Consider the following 18,254-nt stretch of genomic DNA (forward strand, 5'->3'; position numbering starts at 1 on the left):
ATTGTTCGATTCTCCCGGCAAAAAACCTCCAACTTGCATATGCCACAAATGGAAGAAGATGGCGGTTTTTGCATTTCTATTTTCTTATAGGCAACCACAGTAGTCTCAGGATTACCTATTTTTAAAGCAAAAATTATGCCAAAGAATCAAATATTGATATTACAATAGGTTACGGAAAATCGCCTGAAATTGATGTCTTAAAAAGTGTTCGATTTTGATACAGTGGTGTCCGAAAATGAACACTGATAGGAGGGGATCTTGCGAATTTCAGCGATTTCTTTTGATGGCGATATGACCTTGTGGGACTTCTATAAGGTCATGCGACATTCGTTAACGCATACATTGCGGGAATTGCGCCAGCATGTTTCGACCCAGCGCGCTTTAGACCTTACTGTTGAGGATATGATTGCGATTCGCAATCGGCTTGCTGAGGAAGTGAAAGGCGAGGTCTGGAATCTCGAGGAGATCAGACGGCTGGCATTTGAGAAGACGCTTGAATATGTTGGATATCCGGACAGTGATCTGGCCATGCATCTCAATAAGATATATCTGAAGCATCGTTTCGAAGATATTGAGTTGTATAAAGATGTTGAACCTGCGCTTGATATTTTGGCATCTTATTTCAAGATCGGGCTTTTGTCAAATGGGAACAGTTACCCGGAACGCTGTGGTCTCGCAGGTCGTTTTGACTTTGTTGTCCTTGCCCAGGATGTACGTGTTGCGAAGCCTGATCGAAGAATTTTTCAGATTACCGCACAAAAGGCGTGCTGTCCGCTGGCGCGGCTATTACACGTCGGAGATTCCCTGGAACAGGATGTTGCAGGTGCAGGTGCAGCCGGAGCGCATACGGTCTGGCTAAATCGCGAAGGTCTGACAAATGATACGGGGATCAAAGCGGATTACGAGATCAGTTCATTGACTGACCTCTCCGCGATATTGGAGGTAGGTCGAAACTGAAAGTATTTCGACATATACCGACAGGCACCATCGCAATTTCGCATATTTAAAAATGGGGACCGGACGCTCGGTCTCCTTAAAATTTACTTTATCGAGGTGCAAACCGACACTTTCGGCACTCCAGGAGTGTCTGTATTGTAGATATTACTGATACATATAGGGAGTTGATTATGCTCAAGAATTATCTGGTAGTTGCACTTCGTCATCTTTGGAGACAAAAAGTCTATTCCTTCACGAATATCCTCGGTCTGGCAATAGGGATTGCCTTTTGCATTTTGACCTTTCGGTACATTCACAATGAGTGGACATACGATACATTCCACGAAAATCTGGATCGAATTTATCGTGTCTATGAGATTAGAAAGAACCCTAATGGCGAAATAAGAAATTCTGCACGCGTTCCAACGCCCTTGGCAGCTACATTAAAGCGCGATTTTCCCGAAATAGAAAAAGTCGCGAGATTTAGAGAGGAAAAAAGTGTTGTAAAATATAAAGACAAAATGTTTGTAGAAAATATGCTCTTTACAGGTCCTGATGTTTTTGAAGTCTTTTCATTTTCCCTTTTGAATGGAGATAAAACAGCCCTCCATAATAGATCCTCAATAGTCATTAGCCGAAGGATGGCTCATAAGTATTTTGATCGAGAAAATCCGATTGATAAGACGCTCGCTGTGAGGATAAACGCAGAGTATATCGATTTTGTGGTAAAAGGTGTCGTATCGGAGATACCTGAAAATTCGAGCTTAAAATTTGATTTTCTTTTGCCATCTGAAATGCAGCCAAATTATGAGAGATATGCTGACCTGTGGGGGAGTTCCAGAGTTGTCTCATACGTACTGCTATCGGAAAATGCCAATCCTTTGCAACTTATCTCAAAATTTCCCGAGTTTATACAAAAATACTATCAATCAACTATTCAAAAATACCAGGAATACGATGCACTGGCTTTAAGTGATGATGCGCTTCAATTGGATTTACAGCCATTTCACGATGTTCACTTGAATTCAGACATCCTGGGCGGATTATTGCCAACTGGAGACAGAATATTCTCATTTGTACTTCTTGGAATCGCTCTTGGTGTTCTACTGGTTGCCTGTATCAATTTTGCCAATATTTCTATGGCTTTAGCCTCTACTCGTATTAAAGAAATAGGTATGCGTAAGGTTGTGGGAGCAGAGAGATTGCAACTTATGCAACAATTTTGGGGAGAGGCACTGTTATTAAGTCTTATTGGACTATTTGTCGGAATTGCATTCTCAGAACTTGCTCTGCCTCTTTTTAATAGTGTCGCCAATAAAGAACTGACCTTGGACTATGGTAGTGAAGTGATGGCTTCTCTTGTTCTTCTATCTATTCTTGTTGGCATAATTGCTGGCAGTTATCCTTCGATCGTTTTGTCCGGGTATTCTCCAATTCACACACTCACAGAGAGTTTGAAATCTGGCGGCTCTAATTTTTTCAGTAAAGCTCTGATAACGACCCAATTTTCGGTATCAATATTTTTAATCATTTTTGCGATTGTCACCTTTAGACAGATAGATTATTTGAAAACAAAAGATCGGGGTTTTCAAGACGAACAAGTCGTGGTCATTGATGCATCCCAACCGAATAAGGGGCAAAGGTCAGATGTTTATACGATTTATAAATCTGAATTATCCCGTTACCCCAGTGTTCTGGGTATTACGGCATCTTTTGTCCACTTTGGAGGATTAATTTGGACGACGAACGTTAAGTGCAAGGGGTCTGTGATTGAGGTCCAATTTTTCGATGTTGCGCCCAATTTTATTGAAACGCTTGGAATCGAATTAAGTGAAGGAAGGGGATTTATTCAGGATTCGAATTCAGATTTACATGGAAGTATTATTGTAAACGAGGCATTGGTTAGAGAGTTTGGATGGGCATCGCCTATAGGTAAAATGCTTCCGGAATTTAGCAATAGACAAATTGTAGGTGTTGTCAAAGACTTTCATTCCCGCTCTCTGCACCATCAGATTGAGCCTGTTGTGTTCGAGTTGGGGCGTCCCGACCAATACCAATATATTTATGTGCGGATCAATCCTGTAGAAGTTCAACATACTTTGAATCTACTGAAAAAAAAGTGGACAGAATTGAATCCGCATATCCCGTTTCAATTCTCTTTTCTTGACCAGGACCTGGATAGCCAATATCGAGCGGAAGAACGCTGGGGAAGGATAAGTAGATCAGGTTCTCTATTTTCAATATTTATTGCCTGTATTGGAATCTTTAGCCTTGCTGCTTTAGCTATGAACAAACGGGTAAAAGAGATAGGCATCCGTAGAGTTCTTGGAGCATCAATTTGGAATGTTGTATTTTTATTCTTTAGAGGGTATGTAAGGTTGGTTGTGGTGGCTAATCTCTGCGTATGGCCAATTGCCTATTATGCTGTAGGGCAATGGTTAAATGATTTTGCATACCATATATCTTTTCCAATTTGGGCGTTCGCCGTCAGTGGATTCCTGACACTTTGTGTTACCCTTTTAACGGTGAGCTATCACGTTTTGAAAGCTGCGCGTTCGAACCCTGTGGATGCGCTTCGGTACGAATAAAATAAAACAACTAAAGTAGTTACTTTGTTTTAGTTGATAAGTCATTGACAAGTTCTTAGTGCCAGGGCCACGCAATATGAGACCAGTTCCCACAACTGGCCGCTGGTTGTCTGCCCATGGTGAACTCAGTCTTGCTGGCAGCGGGGCACACGACGACTGAATACGCGGTTGCGAACGTCTCGTCTCTTCGTTCCACTTCGTCGTCGGCGAGATATGTCTTCAAATCCGACGGTGTTGGGGACCTTCCGCTGTTGTAGCTGTTTTCGAGAAGTTGCGCCAGGCGATTGTATCTGCTCCAGGTGTCGCGTGGCCGTTTTCCTTCCTTTCTGCTCCTTCGTCCTATAACGGCGTGGTTTGTTCTCACAGCCCAATCCGTTTTGACTCTCTCCAGTCTCCATTTGGAACATGAGCATTCGAAGACGGCTGCTTCATCCGTTTTGCCATCCACAGCTATCAGGATCATGCCTTCTGTCCTGTCTATTTTGTTCAGGAGGCCCTGCACATCATCAATGGTTTCACACGTCTCCAGAGCTTCAACGATGAAGCCATACGTCGGCAGGACGACTTTTCTACTGTCTGGCTTATCAGTCTCCTTCAAGTGGTCAACGTGTAGCCATAGCTTTGCCTTGTTGATTCCAGCGGTCGCCCAGATATCTCCCGCAAGTCCGAAGTACATGGTTGGGATGCGACCCTTGATCTCCAGGATAGTGATATATCCCCATAGCTTGGGTACAAAGGTGTCGTTGTTGTGACCAATCCAGACTTTGCCTTTGGACCGACAGATGATGCTGCTACAGCCCTGACTGAGTGCTATTTCCTGATAACCCCAATGTGCTATGCGCTCGAACGGTATCCCACTCCCTTCAGAGAGGCCCCGAAACCTGTCACATATATGTTCGGGTAGAGAACTGATCCACGCTTCAGCATGAGTTTCCGAGGACTTAGCACAGTTCTTCGCTGCCAGAATTCGGGCAGCAAGGTAATCTTCAAGGTAGGCACCAAAACTACGGCCGAGACTCTCGCCAAGACGGATGCCGGCAGTATAAGGATCATCGGCTTCTATCCTGACTATGCGGGGTATCGTATCCATGATTTTTCGGTAGGGTATAACATTTTCGCGGTTTGCAATGAAACTTATTCGATTTTTTGACGTCCATTGGCATCATAAAAAGCAAAGTGACGTGTTTCACCATCATAGGAGGCTGCCCGATTCCACGCTTCCAGCACTGGCTTATTTTTTTTCAATAACTGATCCAGAAATAATGTCACGAAGATGGTCGTTGACGCGGCATTTTGGTAATCCAGAGATCCGATGTAGCATCTCGGCTTACTCTTCAAAAATGCGCTTGCCATTGCGTCTGTCCCGCCTACACAACACGTATTCACAACAATTCGATCAGTCAGATTTGCATGTTTTTCAATACTCTCTGGCGGCATGCTCTCGTCCTTTAGCATTGATGTATCAATGCCCTCCATATAATCCCCGAAGACAATCCCATTCTCATCCCCATGACCGCAGATGATGATACAGGGAGGCAATTCAGGTTCACGACTGATGACCTTCAGAAAATCACCTGGTGTTCCGATTCTATAGAATCGGACTGCCAGGTTTAGCTCTTCAGCAAACATTCGGATTGTATGCGCTTGTTGAAAGTCTGCGATGTTTATTATGCCAATGGGATTCTGTTTGGCGTAAAATTGAGTCTCAACCGGATTCCACATGTTTGTTTTCCTCTCATCAGTAAAGAATGCGGTATTTCACGGAAGATAGGCGCGACTTGTGAGTCACTTTTGTTCCAGTTCTTTTTTCATCGAGATAAAATATTCGTTAAAGCCCATCTTCCTCCAAAAATTCTGGCCTTCTGAGTTAGTTGCCATGACATCGAGGGCTATAGATTGCACATGCTTTGGAAAACGCGCGTCTATCAGAATTTGGAAGGCTGCTTTACCCAGGCCAAGCCGACGATGAGAGCGTTCGATGTAATACTGTCGGATATAAATTACTGCCTCATTTGGATCATAGTAGTCGGTACGCTTTTGATAGACAGAATAGCCTATTACCTGTCCATCATGTAGAAATACATCTACCGTCCATATATTTGTATCTAACCACTCGCGAAACCGGTCCTCGTATTCTTTCAATGAAAATGGATTCTCGCTACCCTGGTCATCCACGAGACAGCTATTCATTTTAGCCAACTGAGGCAAATCACTCAATTGTGCCGCGCGGACAGTGATTAACATGCTATCCTCGCTAAGATAAGAATTTTCTCGACAAATTCTGTTTTTCCAGATACATAACCTCCTCGACCAGTAGGATACTTCTCAAGAAGCCTAATCTTAAGTTCCTGGTAATCTGATAAGGCCTCTGGATGATTTCTGAGATAATCACGAAAAAGAATCTGACGCTCCCAATATGAACCTCTGTCCTTATAACAGATTGAGCAGTGAAATTCAGTGGGGTTACCCTTCCGAAAAAAATGTCTTTCGCTACTAGAAGACCGTTCTTCATAACGGTACTTTATCTTAGCGAGAGGATCTATGAACAAATCCGCGATCTCTGGATTTGCAACCTTCACAGCCAGGTCAATGATCGGTTTCGACATGAGACCCTTTACAGACGTACTGCCAATGTGCTCTATACCAAGTGCCTTGTCCTTAAAGATTGCTTCTATCTTCAATTTTTCAGTTTCAAACTTCGTACACCAGTAGGGGTCGTAGGGAATCAACTTTAGATGAGAAATATCAGTCATGGTGTTAACCGTTTTAGTTGATAAATCTCCAGCAAGCCCTTAGTGCCACGGCCACGCAATACGGGACCAGTTTCCACAACTGGCCTCATATTTGTTTTTCCTCTCATCAGGTGTTCAGTTTTGTCTTTTGCCGTCAGAGCTTTCTTCCGCTATATATTCCGAAAAGCCCATATCGATAATGGCAGGAGACTTCCTCAAAGCCGACTATCTGCAAATCCTCAAGTTGGTTCTCCAAGGTATCATAAAAGTTCTCTGGACGAACACGCGCTTCATCGGGAATATGTGAAAAGGATTTAGAGAGGTTTTCTCGCTTCTCATGCTTTTGAATCCATTCTCTCCAGAGGTCGTAATACCAGTTTTCGAGGGTTTCAGTTGTGGGTAAAACAATATCGATATTCAGAAAGTACGAGTTTGGTGCTAACATATTCAAGATTTTTTCAAATAGCCTTCGTCTTTGTAATTTCTCCAGGTGGTGGATGGCAAAGCAAGAGACAATGAAGTCGAAAGTGTCCAAATTTACTTTGCCTGCGATTATATCTTCGAAAGGCATTTTGATGAAGTTTTCCACGTCATATACGGCAAGCCTCTTTTGGGCGGCTGAAAGCATTTCTTCAGAGCCATCGACCGCTACCAGTTGGATATGAGGATCTATAAGGAATAGCCTCTCGCTTATAATTCCGTCGCCACATCCGAGATCAAGTACTCGCTTTTTCTGAACAAAATGCTGGTAGAATGAAGCAAGTATCTCGAAATGCGTATTTCGTTCCGGTAAAAAGTGTTGCGAATGATCTTGATATTCTTGGGCATATTCTGTTTCGCCCCATCTGGATTCTTCAAATTTTGCCATAGTCTAATCCGTTCTTTTGTGCAAGAAGTCCCTCACATGAGGAAAAATTAGGCGACTATCGCTGCATAATGCAATGCAGCGCGTATATCTTCTAATGTGAGCCGGGGATAAGCGTCAAGCAAATCGTCTTCTGATGCTCCTTCCCCCAGTTTTCTCAAAATCAGATCGACTGGAATGCGCGTCCCCTTCACCACGGGTTTTCCCATCATCAACTTGGGATTGATTTCAATGCGGTCTAAGTTAGGCATGGTATGTCCTCAGTATTCCAAAAATTTGTCAACATTGTCCAGGCTATCGTAATCCATTCAGTCTTGTCTTTCGAAGAAGTCCCGTGCCCATATGAAATGACCAATACCGGCATTTTGAGCCGCCTGCTGATCAATTTCTGTATCTCCAACCAGGACTGATTGTTTGACATCGACAAAGTGTTTATCGGCAAGGCCAGTGATCATGTTAGGGTTTGGTTTTCTATATGGTGATTCGATGTGCGGGCAGACCCAGTAATCAGTGATTATGCCCCCGGTTGCAGTGTTGACCTGATCGATAAAGGATTTCGTACTCTCGATTGATAAGGTTCCCTTTTCTATACCCGATTGATTTGTGATAATAAATATCGCGTCGAAGTTCGATGCCCTTTGCCTGAGAACCTCAACGATATTTGGCAGGATTTCCACGTTTCCAACTGCGTCCGTGAAGATTTCATCATCTTCTATCCGAACGAGAGTCCCTCCGAGGTCGAGGAAAAGGGCTTTACACATGCCGCATTGGTCCGCCTGATTCGTTCTCATGTGGGGTAACCTTTAAATAGAGAGCAATGTATGCAGGATATCTAACAATTCTGACACATTGTAATCTTGTATGTTTAAAGCGAGCAAGTAATCCTTAACAGCCAGAAGATCGCTTTCGGCAAATTCGGGGGTGTGTTTTCTGTATTCACTCAGGAAGATATGTCCCAATTTGATGTCCAGACCAAATAGATAGGTTAGCCCCCACGCGACATCAACCGCCGCAGTGCCAAATCCAAGTTCGTCATTATCGATCAAGAAAAGTTCATCCTGATTCATCAGGAGATTATCGGGTGTGAAGTCGCCGTGTGTCAAGCGATGCGTAAGCGAAGAACGTGTCGAAGTATCCGATAATCGCGATATGGAGTTTTTGATCTCCTGGCTTTCCCCGGATTGCAAATCCCGATCATCTTGAAGAAATGCTTGTAACTGATTGGGAGATCTATCTACGAAAGTATCAATGTAGTAAAACTTGCTCAGGAGGTCCGAATGAATTTTCTGTCCGAGGAGGTGGAGTTGTCCGAGCAATTTCCCCGCTAAGAGAGCTGTGTGCGTATCAGGAGAAAATGGCACGCCGGGGAGAATGATCTGAATTTCATAGAAGATGTTTTCTTCATTTTGCCAGTCGGAACCCTGTACCAGTGTTTCGCCGGAAGAATTGGCCATAAAGTCTGATACGGGGAAGCCCAGTTGAAGAAGTTGCTTTTGTATGTCTTGTGTTTTATACAGTGACTTGACGCCTCTTTGTTCGATGTGGCGCCCCTTTAGGAGATAGGGGGTGCTGCGATATTCAAAGGCAGCCAGAATGTCAAATGGGCCGAAAGGCCATGCTTTTAATCTAACTGGATTCTCAATCCCAAAACGAGTGAGGACATCCCGCACTACTGCCGCGGGGAAAGGGGGCATTTTCCCACCTATCAAGCCGTGCCATGTCGGATTGCGATCCAGTAGCATATCAGGATGTAGCTTTCAACAATTCAATGATATTTACGACATCCCTAATGTCTTGAATGACTGACCTTCGGAGATTCTTTTCCTGGACCCAGGCAGGTATCTCGTCACAGCCCCAATACCACATAAACCGAATCCAACGGTTGAATGGTGCAACAATTTCTGATAGGTAGATTGTTTCGGGATTAAGTCTGTTTCCGCGAACAGTTTCATATCCCGTTTTAATCCATAACCAGCATTCTAATTGGCTGGGTATAACGGAAGCCATCACAGATCCCAAAACCAGGACTTCATTGCTGTAGCGCGACATCTCCAGATCTATGAATCCTTGTAGAGTAGAATCCTGGGCGATGATGTTGCTATAGTGAAAATCATCTAAAAAAATAAAACTGCGATATGCCAGGATCGCATCTCTATTTGTCCGTAGATCGTTGAGAGACTTCTCTAAGAGGGACTGATGTGGTAAATCACACGTTTCTAAGACGCCAGCGGATATTTCTATAACTGTGTTAAAGAATGTTTCTAAATTTGCAGTACAGTAGAATTTGTAATCAAAACCAGGTTCACGCGGTAGATCCTGTCTTCCAGAAATTGCTAAATCAGCACCAGGAGCAATGTTGACAATTCTCGCGATTGCCTGTCCCAGTTGATTAAAAAGTCCTTCCCATTCCTCCAGGCTTATATTCTCTTCAACCATAAAAAATGGCAGTCCAGGCAATCGTTCGATTATGAGGACTGAGTCGTTTTTGATCGGATAAATTTGTGGGACATATCCAGTTTTTTGAAAGAGTTTCAATACTTTTTCTTCGTGGTCCTTTCTGTCTTTGTTATGGAAATATTTAAAGACGATGGGTTTGCCATTTAGGTGGCCAAAAAGAGCTGTATTCGTTCCTCCTGGAAACCCGGGTAAGTAGTCTTCATCAAGTGTTAGATTGGGCGTTGCTTGCACGATGGTGTCTATTTCGGACAAAGCCAATGCAAGCCGCGGGTCTATATTGCCGCTTTTTTTGTCTGAAGGCATTTTTCTTGATCCCTGAATGATGTTAGGGATGGTCTTCCTAGAAAAACGATGATCCATCAAGGGAAAGTACTCAAGGTTTCCTGGCCACTGCCATAATATGCGGCGAAGCGCCAAGTAGAGATGGCTCTGTCTCGAGTTTCTGTATTGCATCGAGAAGTATCTCGCGGCGTGCGGGGTCTTCCAATTGATCTTTTATATCTCCGAGCAACCAGGCGGCACCTTCTACGGCAAGTGTCTGGCATTGGGTGAATCCGCATTCAGTGATTTCGACAGTTAGTTCCTCTGGGCGATGGAAGTAGGCAGTGGTAAAGTAGTCTTTGTTTTCGTCGGGGTTGCGATGTTGTCCGTCCTTTAAGTCACGCGCTACAATTGCTCGGAAGGCTGGATCGAGGATCGCCCCGGATCTTACTCCGTCAAGTAGAGATGCAAATCGCGTGATTGCAGCTGCAAATAGGATCCCTCCAGGTTTCAGAACTCTTCTGGCCTCACCAAGCGCCTTTTTTCGATCTTCGGCCTTCGTAAGGTGATATAATGGCCCCATGAGCAAGACGATGTCCAGGGTTTCGTCTGACCATTTCAGGCTACGCGCATCTCCCTTCTGGATGCTTTTTAGAGGGTGTTTTCTTGTGCGTTCCTCCGCCTCCTTGAGATGTCGAGGAACCGGATCAACCAGATGGACTTTGTGTCCTTTCTCTGCAAGCCAGGACGCGTACGCGCCTGGACCACCACCGACATCAAGGATGTTGACAGGGGTTTGGGGTAAGTACCGATCCAGTATCTGTTTCGAGCGTATGTACTCCAGGCGACCGCTACCGTCATTGAATCGGTCAATTTCATTATAATAGGTTCCGTAATAATTAAGGATGGATGGGTCCATATTTGACAATATCTCCGATTAAATAGAGTGCATTAAAGGTATTTCTGCACTTTGTCGGGGTTGATGGGTTCGCAGAGATAGATTGGGTAGTGGTTTCCCCGTTTGTTCGCGTAGGCCAGAATGTGATCTGTGACGTGTGGGAGTAGTTCCACTTTTTCGAGGTCAACGAGGGGAATCCATTTGACCGCTGTTTGATTGGGATCCGGGATTTGTGGCATCTGGGGTTCTGTATCACCTGTGAGCTTGCACTCGAAGATTACTGTGAGTGAGTGGCGCATTCCTCCCCAGAATGCGTTTCTCTTCGGCTCGTATTCCGTAATGATGAGCGGCTGACCTATTTCGACTTCGGCGCAGGTCTCTTCTTGCACTTCTCTTTTAAGTGTCTCTTCCAAAGTCTCATCCGGCTCTACACCGCCTCCCGGCATGTTGTAGTGAAGGCCCGATTCGTCATCGTATTCCACGAGTAGAATGGCGTTGTCTCGAAGAATGAGAGCTTTTGTGCTGACTCTGATGTGTGTGTCCATTGCGATTATTCCCTCAGTTCAATACTTAAATGACAACGGAGATTTATCTTTTGACAGTTCTATCAGCAGGATGGTTTCTATATTGCGCGGAAGGGGAGAGTAAAGATTAATGCGAAAAAAGCCTTACAGAAGATTCTGCAAGGCTTTTGTACAATAGGGAACAACATTTCGGCGATTTTTACCCGCTTTCTTCCAGTGCCTCCAGGTCGGCCAAATCCTTTTGGCGACCAGTAAGACGTTTGTTTTTCACCAGTTGAGGTCGCCCGATATAAAAGACCTCAATGCCGCCATATATTCCCGTTTCCTTATTTTCTGCTACTTCTTCCCACGAGACACCTGTAATTGACGTAATCAGATCAATACGCACGGGAGGATATCCAAGTTGAATGACATGATCGGGCATGGAAAAGTCTGTCAATGTCAATTCCAGATTTCCGAATCCAAATTCAGACAGAGCATCTAAAATTCGTCGCGCATTTTCGGTTTCTGCCCGAATTAAAATGTCCAGATCCCCGGTGTATCTCGGTACACCATGATGTGAAAGCGCGTAAGCCCCCACGATCACATATTCGACATCATGCGCGTTTAATAACGCGAGCAACTCTTTGAAGTCTTCCTGTACTTCCATGGTGTTGTCGCCTGAGATATTCTACGGCCAAAACCCGCTCTTCTGCGGGCCGACTTAGCCAGTAGGCCAGATCTTCTTTTGCCTGGGAATGGGTTGTCAGGTTTCGCTTTCGAACGACTTTTTGTATCATGTGCTTTCTCCGGAATTCCAGGGCTTATAAAAAATATAGATTAAATTTCTCAAAAGACAATGCCCGTTTTCACAGTGCCACAATAGAATTTGTAGTACCTATGCTAACGCTCGTATAGTGTTCTACTTCGAAAAATGGATCGTATCCCTGCCTCCATATATTATAAGGATTTTAGCCATGAATAAAATGATAAAAACAAAAGTAACTGCCCAGGGAGTTTGATCCCTCGGCAGTTGTTGGCAGGTATTGAGGAAGTGGAAATAAAAGAAAATAATGTGATTACAATTATGCCGACGGAACAGATGAATTCCGATAAAATGGGTCAAGTCCGCCGCTGGGAGAAGAAGCGTTTGTGGATGGTCCGGTTGTGGGCATTCATTCTGGATATCAAAAATACTGCTGATTATTTCGCACTCTACCTTGACAACGAGTTTTTAATTGGCTATTTTTTTAAAAATTATATGCTAATTATTTCGCATAATATCATTACATAGAAATGAATATGCTCGTATTTTCTGGAGGTATGCTCATGTTTAAGTATGTCCTCACATTGATTTTTCTGCTCCTGCATGCCTATGTACACGCAGCACCAACCGCATCAGATTGCGATTTCAACAACAGCGGCAAAGTGGATTTTGCCGATTTTGTCGCATTTTCACAGGGATATGGGACAACCCAGACCCAGTTTGACTTGAATGGGGATGGCGCAGTCAACTTTCGGGACTTTGTCATTTTTGCCCAATTCTACGGGCAGACAATCACAACCCCTCCACCAACTACCGACGCTCCCGTTGGCATTCGAGTTGGGATGCAAGCTCCCGACTTTACGCTGAGTACTCTTACTGGTGAGCGATTCAATCTCTATGAACAGCGCGGCAAACCCGTATTCCTCAACTTTTGGGCAACCTGGTGTGGTCCCTGTGTTGCCGAAATGCCCGACATGCAAAAGTTGCAAAATACGATGAGCGATTCTATCCAGATCGTCGGCGTTGGCACACGCGAAACACGCATCCAGGAACTGCGTTTTATCAGAAGATATGGCTACACCTGGACTTTTGTTCTCGACTCGGCGGGAGAAGTGAACAATGCGTATGAGAACACTGGTATTCCCAGGTCATTTTTTATTGACGCCAAAGGTGTGATTGTTCGCGTATTGCGCGGAGGTCCTCAAAGATACGAAACGTTCCTGGAAGCGACGCGACAGGCGATCAATAATTAAAGGCAGTCAGCGATCAGCAGTCAGGAAAACAAGCTATCAGTGGTCAGCTTTAATCGAAAGGCATTTGTAATGGAGAAACCGATGCGTAAAACGATTCTGTTTATCTTATCGACATTCGCGCTTTTGATATATCCGATGTCTCTTTTGGCGCAGAATAGCTTTTCCGTTTCGGTAGATGTAAATGGTGCGGCGGGAGACCAGGCGGTCACGTCCCTCAATGTGTCCGCGGATCAGGTTATTGCCATTCAGATATTTGGCACAGGTATTCAGAATGCGAACGGCCTTGCTGCGCGCTTTGAATACGATGCCGCGCAGGTTGTGTATGAGGGGTTTGAGGTAGGCGATGTGTTGCCCAATGCTCAGGCTCTCCCAGAGCAAGGTACAGGTTTTGTCGAAATAGGCATTGCATCTCTGGGTGGTCAAGCAACTGCCAATAGCGGTCTGGTGGGTACAGTTCGCTTTCGCACAACGGCTGGATTTTCAGGCACGGCGATTCGGCTGGTGCGTGCAGAACTCAGTCGGGATGGGCAATTTGAGACTGTGAATCTGGATATTCGCATTGCGTTACAGTTTCAAGCCGTTACATCGGACTTCGACGGAGATGGTGTGGTTAATTTTTCCGACTTTTTGGCGTTTGCGGGTCAGTTTGGGGCACGTCAGGGGGATGGGAGATATGAAGCGAAGTACGATTTGGACAGCGACGGCGCGATTGACTTTGGCGATTTTCTGCTCTTTAGCAGTAGCTTTGGCAAAGAGGTATCTACGTCTAACGATGGTGGCGGTGGAATGGAAACGCCGGTTGCCATTCCGGATGCGAATCTGCGCACAGCAATCGAGTTCGCACTGGGTAAGGCGAGTGGTGCGTCGATCAGCAGGGCAGAGATGGCGATTTTGACAAGCCTTGAGGCATCGACATCGGATATTCGCGATTTAACCGGACTCGAATTTGCAACTGGTCTGACATCGCTGAACCTTTCCGCTAATATCATCACAGACCTCACACCTCTATCGGGCTTGACGAACCTGTCAGTGCTGATTCTTTCCGATAATAGTATCTCGGACCTCACACCTCTGTCGGGCTTAACTAATCTGACAACGCTGAATCTTTCCTATAATACCATCATAGATATCTCGCCGTTGTCGGGCTTGACGAACCTGTCAGTGCTGATTCTTTCCGGCAATTTCTTCTCAGATATCTCGCCGTTGTCGGGTTTGACCAATCTGATAACGCTGAATCTTTCCTATAATAGTATCTCAGATATCACACCTCTATCAAGCTTAATCAACCTGTCAGTGCTGTTTCTTTACGACGATACTATGATCAGGGACAGGTCAGTACTGGCGCGTCTGTCCAACCTGTCAGAAGCAGATATACCGGATGCCAACTTGCGTGCGGCGATTAAGACCGCTATGGGCAAGGCATCAGATATCCCGATCACCGATTTTGAGATGGCATTTTTGTCAGAACTTGAAGCTCCGAACGCGAACATCAGGGACTTGACCGGGCTTGAGTTGGCAACCAGTCTGACGAGTTTGAACCTCGGCACAGAATTTGTGTCTCGTGTGGGGTATGTTAATAGTAACCATATTTCCAATTTCTCGCCTCTATCGGGCTTGACCAGCCTGACAAGGCTGGATCTTAGCGGCAACTCAATTTCAGACCTTTCTGCACTATCGGATGCCATATCGGGCTTGACCAGACTGGAACGGCTGTATCTTGACAACAACGGCATCTCGGATGTGTCTGCACTCTCAGGATTTACCAGGCTGGAACGGCTGATTCTTTTCAACAACAGCATCTCTGACCTCTCGCCCCTGTCCGGTTTGACCAATCTGGAACAGTTGTATCTTGAAAACAACAACATCTCGGATGTGTCCTCACTGTCCGGTTTGACCAATCTGGCATGGCTGGGGCTTTCCGCCAACAACATCTCGGATGTGTCCTCACTGTCCGGCTTGCCCAATCTGATACGGCTGTTTCTTCGCAGCAACAGCATGTCGGATGTGTCCTCACTGTCCGGCTTGACCAGCCTGCTATCGCTGACTCTTGACAACAACAACATCTCGAACATCACACCTCTGTCGGGCTTGACCAGCCTGACCTCGCTGACTCTTGCCAACAACAGCATCTCGGATGTGTCCTCATTATCCGGCTTGACCAGCCTGATATCGCTGTTTCTTTACGGCAATAACATCTCGGATATATTTGTACTGTCCGGCTTGACCAGCCTGAGGTCGCTGTCTCTTTCCAGCAACAACGTCTCGGATCTTTCGCCCCTGGTCGCAAATACGGGATTGGGCAGTGGAGATCAGGTTGATGTACGGAATAATCCGTTGAATACTACATCAATCAATGCGCATATTCCAACCCTTCAGAGCAGAGGAGTTGAGGTGCGCTTTGGCGCGTTGAAGCCCGCAGTGGCGAAGATAGAACAAGACATTTCCCGCGAGATGATGGAATTGTTGGGGATTGAGGAATGGGAGGGTGTGATCAACTCAAAATGAGTGTCTGTCTTGGTGTAGGATTGCTGTAATGAAAAGAGCGAGTCTAAAAAAGGCTCGCTCTTTTTTGTTGATAGATTGACGCGGTTAGCCAGCCAATGCGCGCATGGTTTCGACGCATCGGGTCAGGGCGGGGACGGGGTTTTCGACGTCGGCTTCGTATTCGATGACGGCCATGCCATCAAAGCCGCTTTTTTCGAGACCGGCGACAAAGGCCGGGAGGTCGAGTGTGCCTTCGCCGACGACGGTGTCGTGCCATTGGCCGTTGGGGTCAAAGACGAAGTCTTTGTAGTGGATGCCGTAGATTTGTCCGGCGAAGTCTTCTGTCCATTTGACGGGGTTGCCCTGGCGAGGACCGATTTGCAAGGCCCAGGCTGTGTCGATGCACAGGCCAATTTCGGGCGCGCCGAGGCCGATGAGGTGTTTGAGGACGCCGGGTTGTCCGCCAAAGTGATATCCGCCGTGACAGTGTATGCCCACGCGGATGCCGTATGCCCGACTCCAGGCGCGTACCTGTGTGATGGCTTTGGGATAGGATTCGAGCTGGAAGTGGCAGGAGATGTGTTTGGCGCCGGCAATGGCGGCGCATTCAAAGTAGGATTTTTCAGCGGGGTCGCCCGTGAAGGTTTGTACGCCGATGGAGATGACGGATACGCCCGCGTCGTTGTAGGTTTTGACGATGTCTTTCCAGGCGTCGGGGTTTTTGAAGTCGGCGTGGGCCTGGCAGACTTCGATTTTGTCGAGGCCGATGTCTTTTACTTTTTGGGCGACGTCGGCGTTGTCTTTGAAGTAGCGAAAGCAAAAACTTTGGACTCCGTAATCCAGTGCTGCACTCATGTAAAACTCCTTGTGTTGGGTGTGATGAATGATACTGTCTAACCAGCTTTTTCCAATTTTTTGAATACGTCGGCGAAGATGGCGTTGCGGTTGAGTTGTGTAGCTACGCGCATGAAATGCCGACTGGGGTCATGGCTCCAGGTTATTTGATCGGTGAGTATGGGGCTGTGTACCAGCCGGGTTGTGACCCAGTTTGGGTTGACGAGATACGCGGTGGCGGAGAGGTCCCAGATTTCTTTTGCCCAGGCGTAGTGGTCTTTGTGATAGCCGCGTACGGTTTCGGTGAGGAAGTCGCCTATGGCGCTTTTGCCCGCCACATGGGTTTCGAGTTCGGGCAGTGTGGTGAGGAGATGAGAGGCGACATTGCGGCAGGGGATCTGGACGAGGGGTACACCGCTGTCGAAGATGATGCGCGCGGCAAAGATGTCTTGTCGCAGGTTAAATTCAAGGGTGTTTGCCCAACTGTGTTCGTGTCCGCCAAGCCAGACGACGACGATGTGTTTGATGATTTCAGGTTCGAGTAGGATGGCGGAGGCTACGTTGGTTATGGCGCCGATGGCGGCGACGTAGAGCGGGTCATGAGATGCGATGGCTTTGTCGATGAGGTCGCGCACGGCGTCGTTGTCTTGCGGTGTGTCTGGTTCTGTGAGATAGTTTGTGGAGCCGCGGAATACGAGGTTGTTGTCGGGGATATTTAAGCGGTTGAGGAGGCGAAGGATTTCGTCATAGCTTCGTTCCATGCCGTCGCCCGGTCCGCTGGAACGCTGGTTGTGAAAGGGCGCGGCATAGATGGCTTCAACCGAGATTTTCTCGGGCGATAAGAGCACGTGTGCTACGGCGAATTGATCATCGACTTCGTTATATGTATCCGTGTCGAGCACCACGCGCACTTTGCCTGATGGCGGTGCTAATCTGTCAATGCGCTGGGCATGTGTGAGGATGGGGAAATTCATGGATATTTTTTTTAAGTGATTCAGCTAAGGTGCCGCTTGGATAGCGACACGGCCACCATCCATTTTCAGGGGGCGTCCGCCAATACGATGCAGTGCCCGATGGCCAACGCGCACGCACCAGATTTCAGCTTTGGGGTATTGTTTAAGGAGACGCTCTGATGCAACAAGGGCATTATCGGCAATGATATAGCTTTCAGTGTCGATGTCGATGGCAACGACTTTCCCATAGTGTGTTGTTTCTACATGGGGGCGAATAGCTCGGTCATATATTTCATCGCCACGCCGCGCTGTTTCCTCGGCTGAATAGCGGGATTGATCAGTAGGCATGGTAGTTCTCCTGATTATAGTGTAAAATATCTATTACTAAAGTGGACGGTCATTAAACTCATCCAGGCTCCTCGCTCGCGCCTTGTCTAGCGTTCTCTTTCAAGGCACTCAGATCTACAACTTTCTGACCTTTCGTCCGCTTTTTGGTTTGGAGATGGGTAACGAGAGCCTCGATATCATACCCGTGTTCCTGTGCGATGCTGTCTTTGACCTGCCAGAGTTCTTTGATGATTTCGTCAGACATCTTCAAATACTCCCAAATCAAAAACGACATACAACCAATAATTGATTAGCCAAATTGATTAGCTAAAACCATTAAGCACAGCGTGTGAGTCCGTCTCGCAGGGAACATCTTTCTGCCGTTATAACTGTGCAG

The 18,254-nt window shown here is 46.2% G+C and carries 22 protein-coding genes; 5 read left to right on the top strand and 17 right to left on the bottom strand.

Annotation, left to right across the window (positions count from 1 at the left end):
* Window positions 1-258: 258 nt before the first annotated feature.
* A complete protein-coding gene (locus OXG87_03025; GenBank protein ID MCY3868501.1) occupies window positions 259-957 on the top strand; it encodes an HAD family hydrolase in 699 nt (232 codons plus the stop codon).
* A 170-nt stretch (window positions 958-1,127) separates the two neighbouring features.
* Window positions 1,128-3,524 (top strand): ABC transporter permease, encoded by a 2,397-nt coding sequence (locus OXG87_03030; GenBank protein MCY3868502.1) that lies wholly within the window; start codon window positions 1,128-1,130, stop codon window positions 3,522-3,524.
* A 55-nt stretch (window positions 3,525-3,579) separates the two neighbouring features.
* On the opposite strand, the gene OXG87_03035 is transcribed toward OXG87_03030, so the two are convergent.
* From OXG87_03035 to OXG87_03095, 13 genes are all read right to left on the bottom strand, one after another.
* Entirely contained in the window at window positions 3,580-4,614 is a 1,035-nt protein-coding gene (locus OXG87_03035) for a C45 family autoproteolytic acyltransferase/hydrolase (protein MCY3868503.1), read from the bottom strand.
* A 44-nt stretch (window positions 4,615-4,658) separates the two neighbouring features.
* Window positions 4,659-5,246, bottom strand: a complete 588-nt coding sequence (locus OXG87_03040) for a hypothetical protein (protein ID MCY3868504.1) — start codon at window positions 5,244-5,246, stop codon at window positions 4,659-4,661.
* A gap of 63 nt (window positions 5,247-5,309) precedes the next feature.
* Window positions 5,310-5,768 carry a GNAT family N-acetyltransferase gene (locus OXG87_03045; protein ID MCY3868505.1) on the bottom strand — a complete coding sequence of 153 codons (459 nt, stop codon included), beginning with the start codon at window positions 5,766-5,768 and terminating at the stop codon, window positions 5,310-5,312.
* On the bottom strand, window positions 5,762-6,277 hold the full coding sequence (locus tag OXG87_03050) for a GrpB family protein (GenBank protein MCY3868506.1): 516 nt from the start codon (window positions 6,275-6,277) through the stop codon (window positions 5,762-5,764). Before OXG87_03050 ends, OXG87_03045 begins: the two co-directional genes overlap by 7 nt.
* Before the next feature lie 133 nt (window positions 6,278-6,410).
* A complete protein-coding gene (locus OXG87_03055) occupies window positions 6,411-7,124 on the bottom strand; it encodes a methyltransferase domain-containing protein (protein MCY3868507.1) in 714 nt (237 codons plus the stop codon).
* A gap of 47 nt (window positions 7,125-7,171) precedes the next feature.
* Window positions 7,172-7,372, bottom strand: a complete 201-nt coding sequence (locus OXG87_03060) for a DUF433 domain-containing protein (protein ID MCY3868508.1) — start codon at window positions 7,370-7,372, stop codon at window positions 7,172-7,174.
* Window positions 7,373-7,429: 57 nt separating this feature from the next.
* Complete coding sequence (locus OXG87_03065) at window positions 7,430-7,912, bottom strand: HAD-IIIA family hydrolase (protein ID MCY3868509.1); 483 nt, start codon at window positions 7,910-7,912, stop codon at window positions 7,430-7,432.
* Between the two features lie 12 nt (window positions 7,913-7,924).
* Window positions 7,925-8,815 (bottom strand): phosphotransferase, encoded by an 891-nt coding sequence (locus OXG87_03070; protein ID MCY3868510.1) that lies wholly within the window; start codon window positions 8,813-8,815, stop codon window positions 7,925-7,927.
* Window positions 8,816-8,864: 49 nt separating this feature from the next.
* On the bottom strand, window positions 8,865-9,881 hold the full coding sequence (locus OXG87_03075; protein ID MCY3868511.1) for a hypothetical protein: 1,017 nt from the start codon (window positions 9,879-9,881) through the stop codon (window positions 8,865-8,867).
* A 70-nt stretch (window positions 9,882-9,951) separates the two neighbouring features.
* Window positions 9,952-10,758: a methyltransferase domain-containing protein gene (locus OXG87_03080; GenBank protein ID MCY3868512.1), complete on the bottom strand. Its 807-nt coding sequence runs from the start codon at window positions 10,756-10,758 to the stop codon at window positions 9,952-9,954.
* A gap of 32 nt (window positions 10,759-10,790) precedes the next feature.
* Window positions 10,791-11,282, bottom strand: a complete 492-nt coding sequence (locus OXG87_03085; GenBank protein MCY3868513.1) for an NUDIX domain-containing protein — start codon at window positions 11,280-11,282, stop codon at window positions 10,791-10,793.
* Between the two features lie 178 nt (window positions 11,283-11,460).
* Window positions 11,461-11,910 (bottom strand): hypothetical protein, encoded by a 450-nt coding sequence (locus tag OXG87_03090; protein ID MCY3868514.1) that lies wholly within the window; start codon window positions 11,908-11,910, stop codon window positions 11,461-11,463.
* Window positions 11,858-12,040: a hypothetical protein gene (locus OXG87_03095; GenBank protein ID MCY3868515.1), complete on the bottom strand. Its 183-nt coding sequence runs from the start codon at window positions 12,038-12,040 to the stop codon at window positions 11,858-11,860. Before OXG87_03095 ends, OXG87_03090 begins: the two co-directional genes overlap by 53 nt.
* A gap of 218 nt (window positions 12,041-12,258) precedes the next feature.
* Between OXG87_03095 and OXG87_03100 the strand changes: the two genes are divergently transcribed.
* The 3 genes from OXG87_03100 to OXG87_03110 all read left to right on the top strand — a co-directional run bounded on the left by OXG87_03100 (window position 12,259) and on the right by OXG87_03110 (window position 15,764).
* Entirely contained in the window at window positions 12,259-12,534 is a 276-nt protein-coding gene (locus tag OXG87_03100; GenBank protein MCY3868516.1) for a hypothetical protein, read from the top strand.
* A gap of 35 nt (window positions 12,535-12,569) precedes the next feature.
* Window positions 12,570-13,259, top strand: a complete 690-nt coding sequence (locus OXG87_03105) for a redoxin family protein (GenBank protein MCY3868517.1) — start codon at window positions 12,570-12,572, stop codon at window positions 13,257-13,259.
* A gap of 81 nt (window positions 13,260-13,340) precedes the next feature.
* Complete coding sequence (locus OXG87_03110) at window positions 13,341-15,764, top strand: leucine-rich repeat domain-containing protein (GenBank protein MCY3868518.1); 2,424 nt, start codon at window positions 13,341-13,343, stop codon at window positions 15,762-15,764.
* 84 nt (window positions 15,765-15,848) lie between these two features.
* Here OXG87_03110 and OXG87_03115 read toward each other — a convergent pair whose 3' ends face one another.
* Genes OXG87_03115 through OXG87_03130 form a run of 4 tightly spaced genes read right to left on the bottom strand, consistent with a single transcriptional unit; the run spans window position 15,849 to window position 18,122 of the window.
* Window positions 15,849-16,598, bottom strand: coding sequence for a sugar phosphate isomerase/epimerase (locus OXG87_03115; GenBank protein ID MCY3868519.1), 750 nt, complete (start codon window positions 16,596-16,598; stop codon window positions 15,849-15,851).
* A gap of 38 nt (window positions 16,599-16,636) precedes the next feature.
* The gene (locus OXG87_03120; protein ID MCY3868520.1) at window positions 16,637-17,551 is read right to left on the bottom strand and encodes a nucleoside hydrolase; all 915 of its coding nucleotides are present in this window, start codon (window positions 17,549-17,551) and stop codon (window positions 16,637-16,639) included.
* A 24-nt stretch (window positions 17,552-17,575) separates the two neighbouring features.
* Complete coding sequence (locus OXG87_03125; protein ID MCY3868521.1) at window positions 17,576-17,878, bottom strand: hypothetical protein; 303 nt, start codon at window positions 17,876-17,878, stop codon at window positions 17,576-17,578.
* A gap of 58 nt (window positions 17,879-17,936) precedes the next feature.
* Window positions 17,937-18,122 carry a hypothetical protein gene (locus OXG87_03130; protein ID MCY3868522.1) on the bottom strand — a complete coding sequence of 62 codons (186 nt, stop codon included), beginning with the start codon at window positions 18,120-18,122 and terminating at the stop codon, window positions 17,937-17,939.
* Between the last annotated feature and the right edge of the window lie 132 nt (window positions 18,123-18,254).

This window comes from Gemmatimonadota bacterium (assembly GCA_026706845.1).
In the GTDB taxonomy this organism is placed as follows: domain Bacteria; phylum Latescibacterota; class UBA2968; order UBA2968; family UBA2968; genus VXRD01.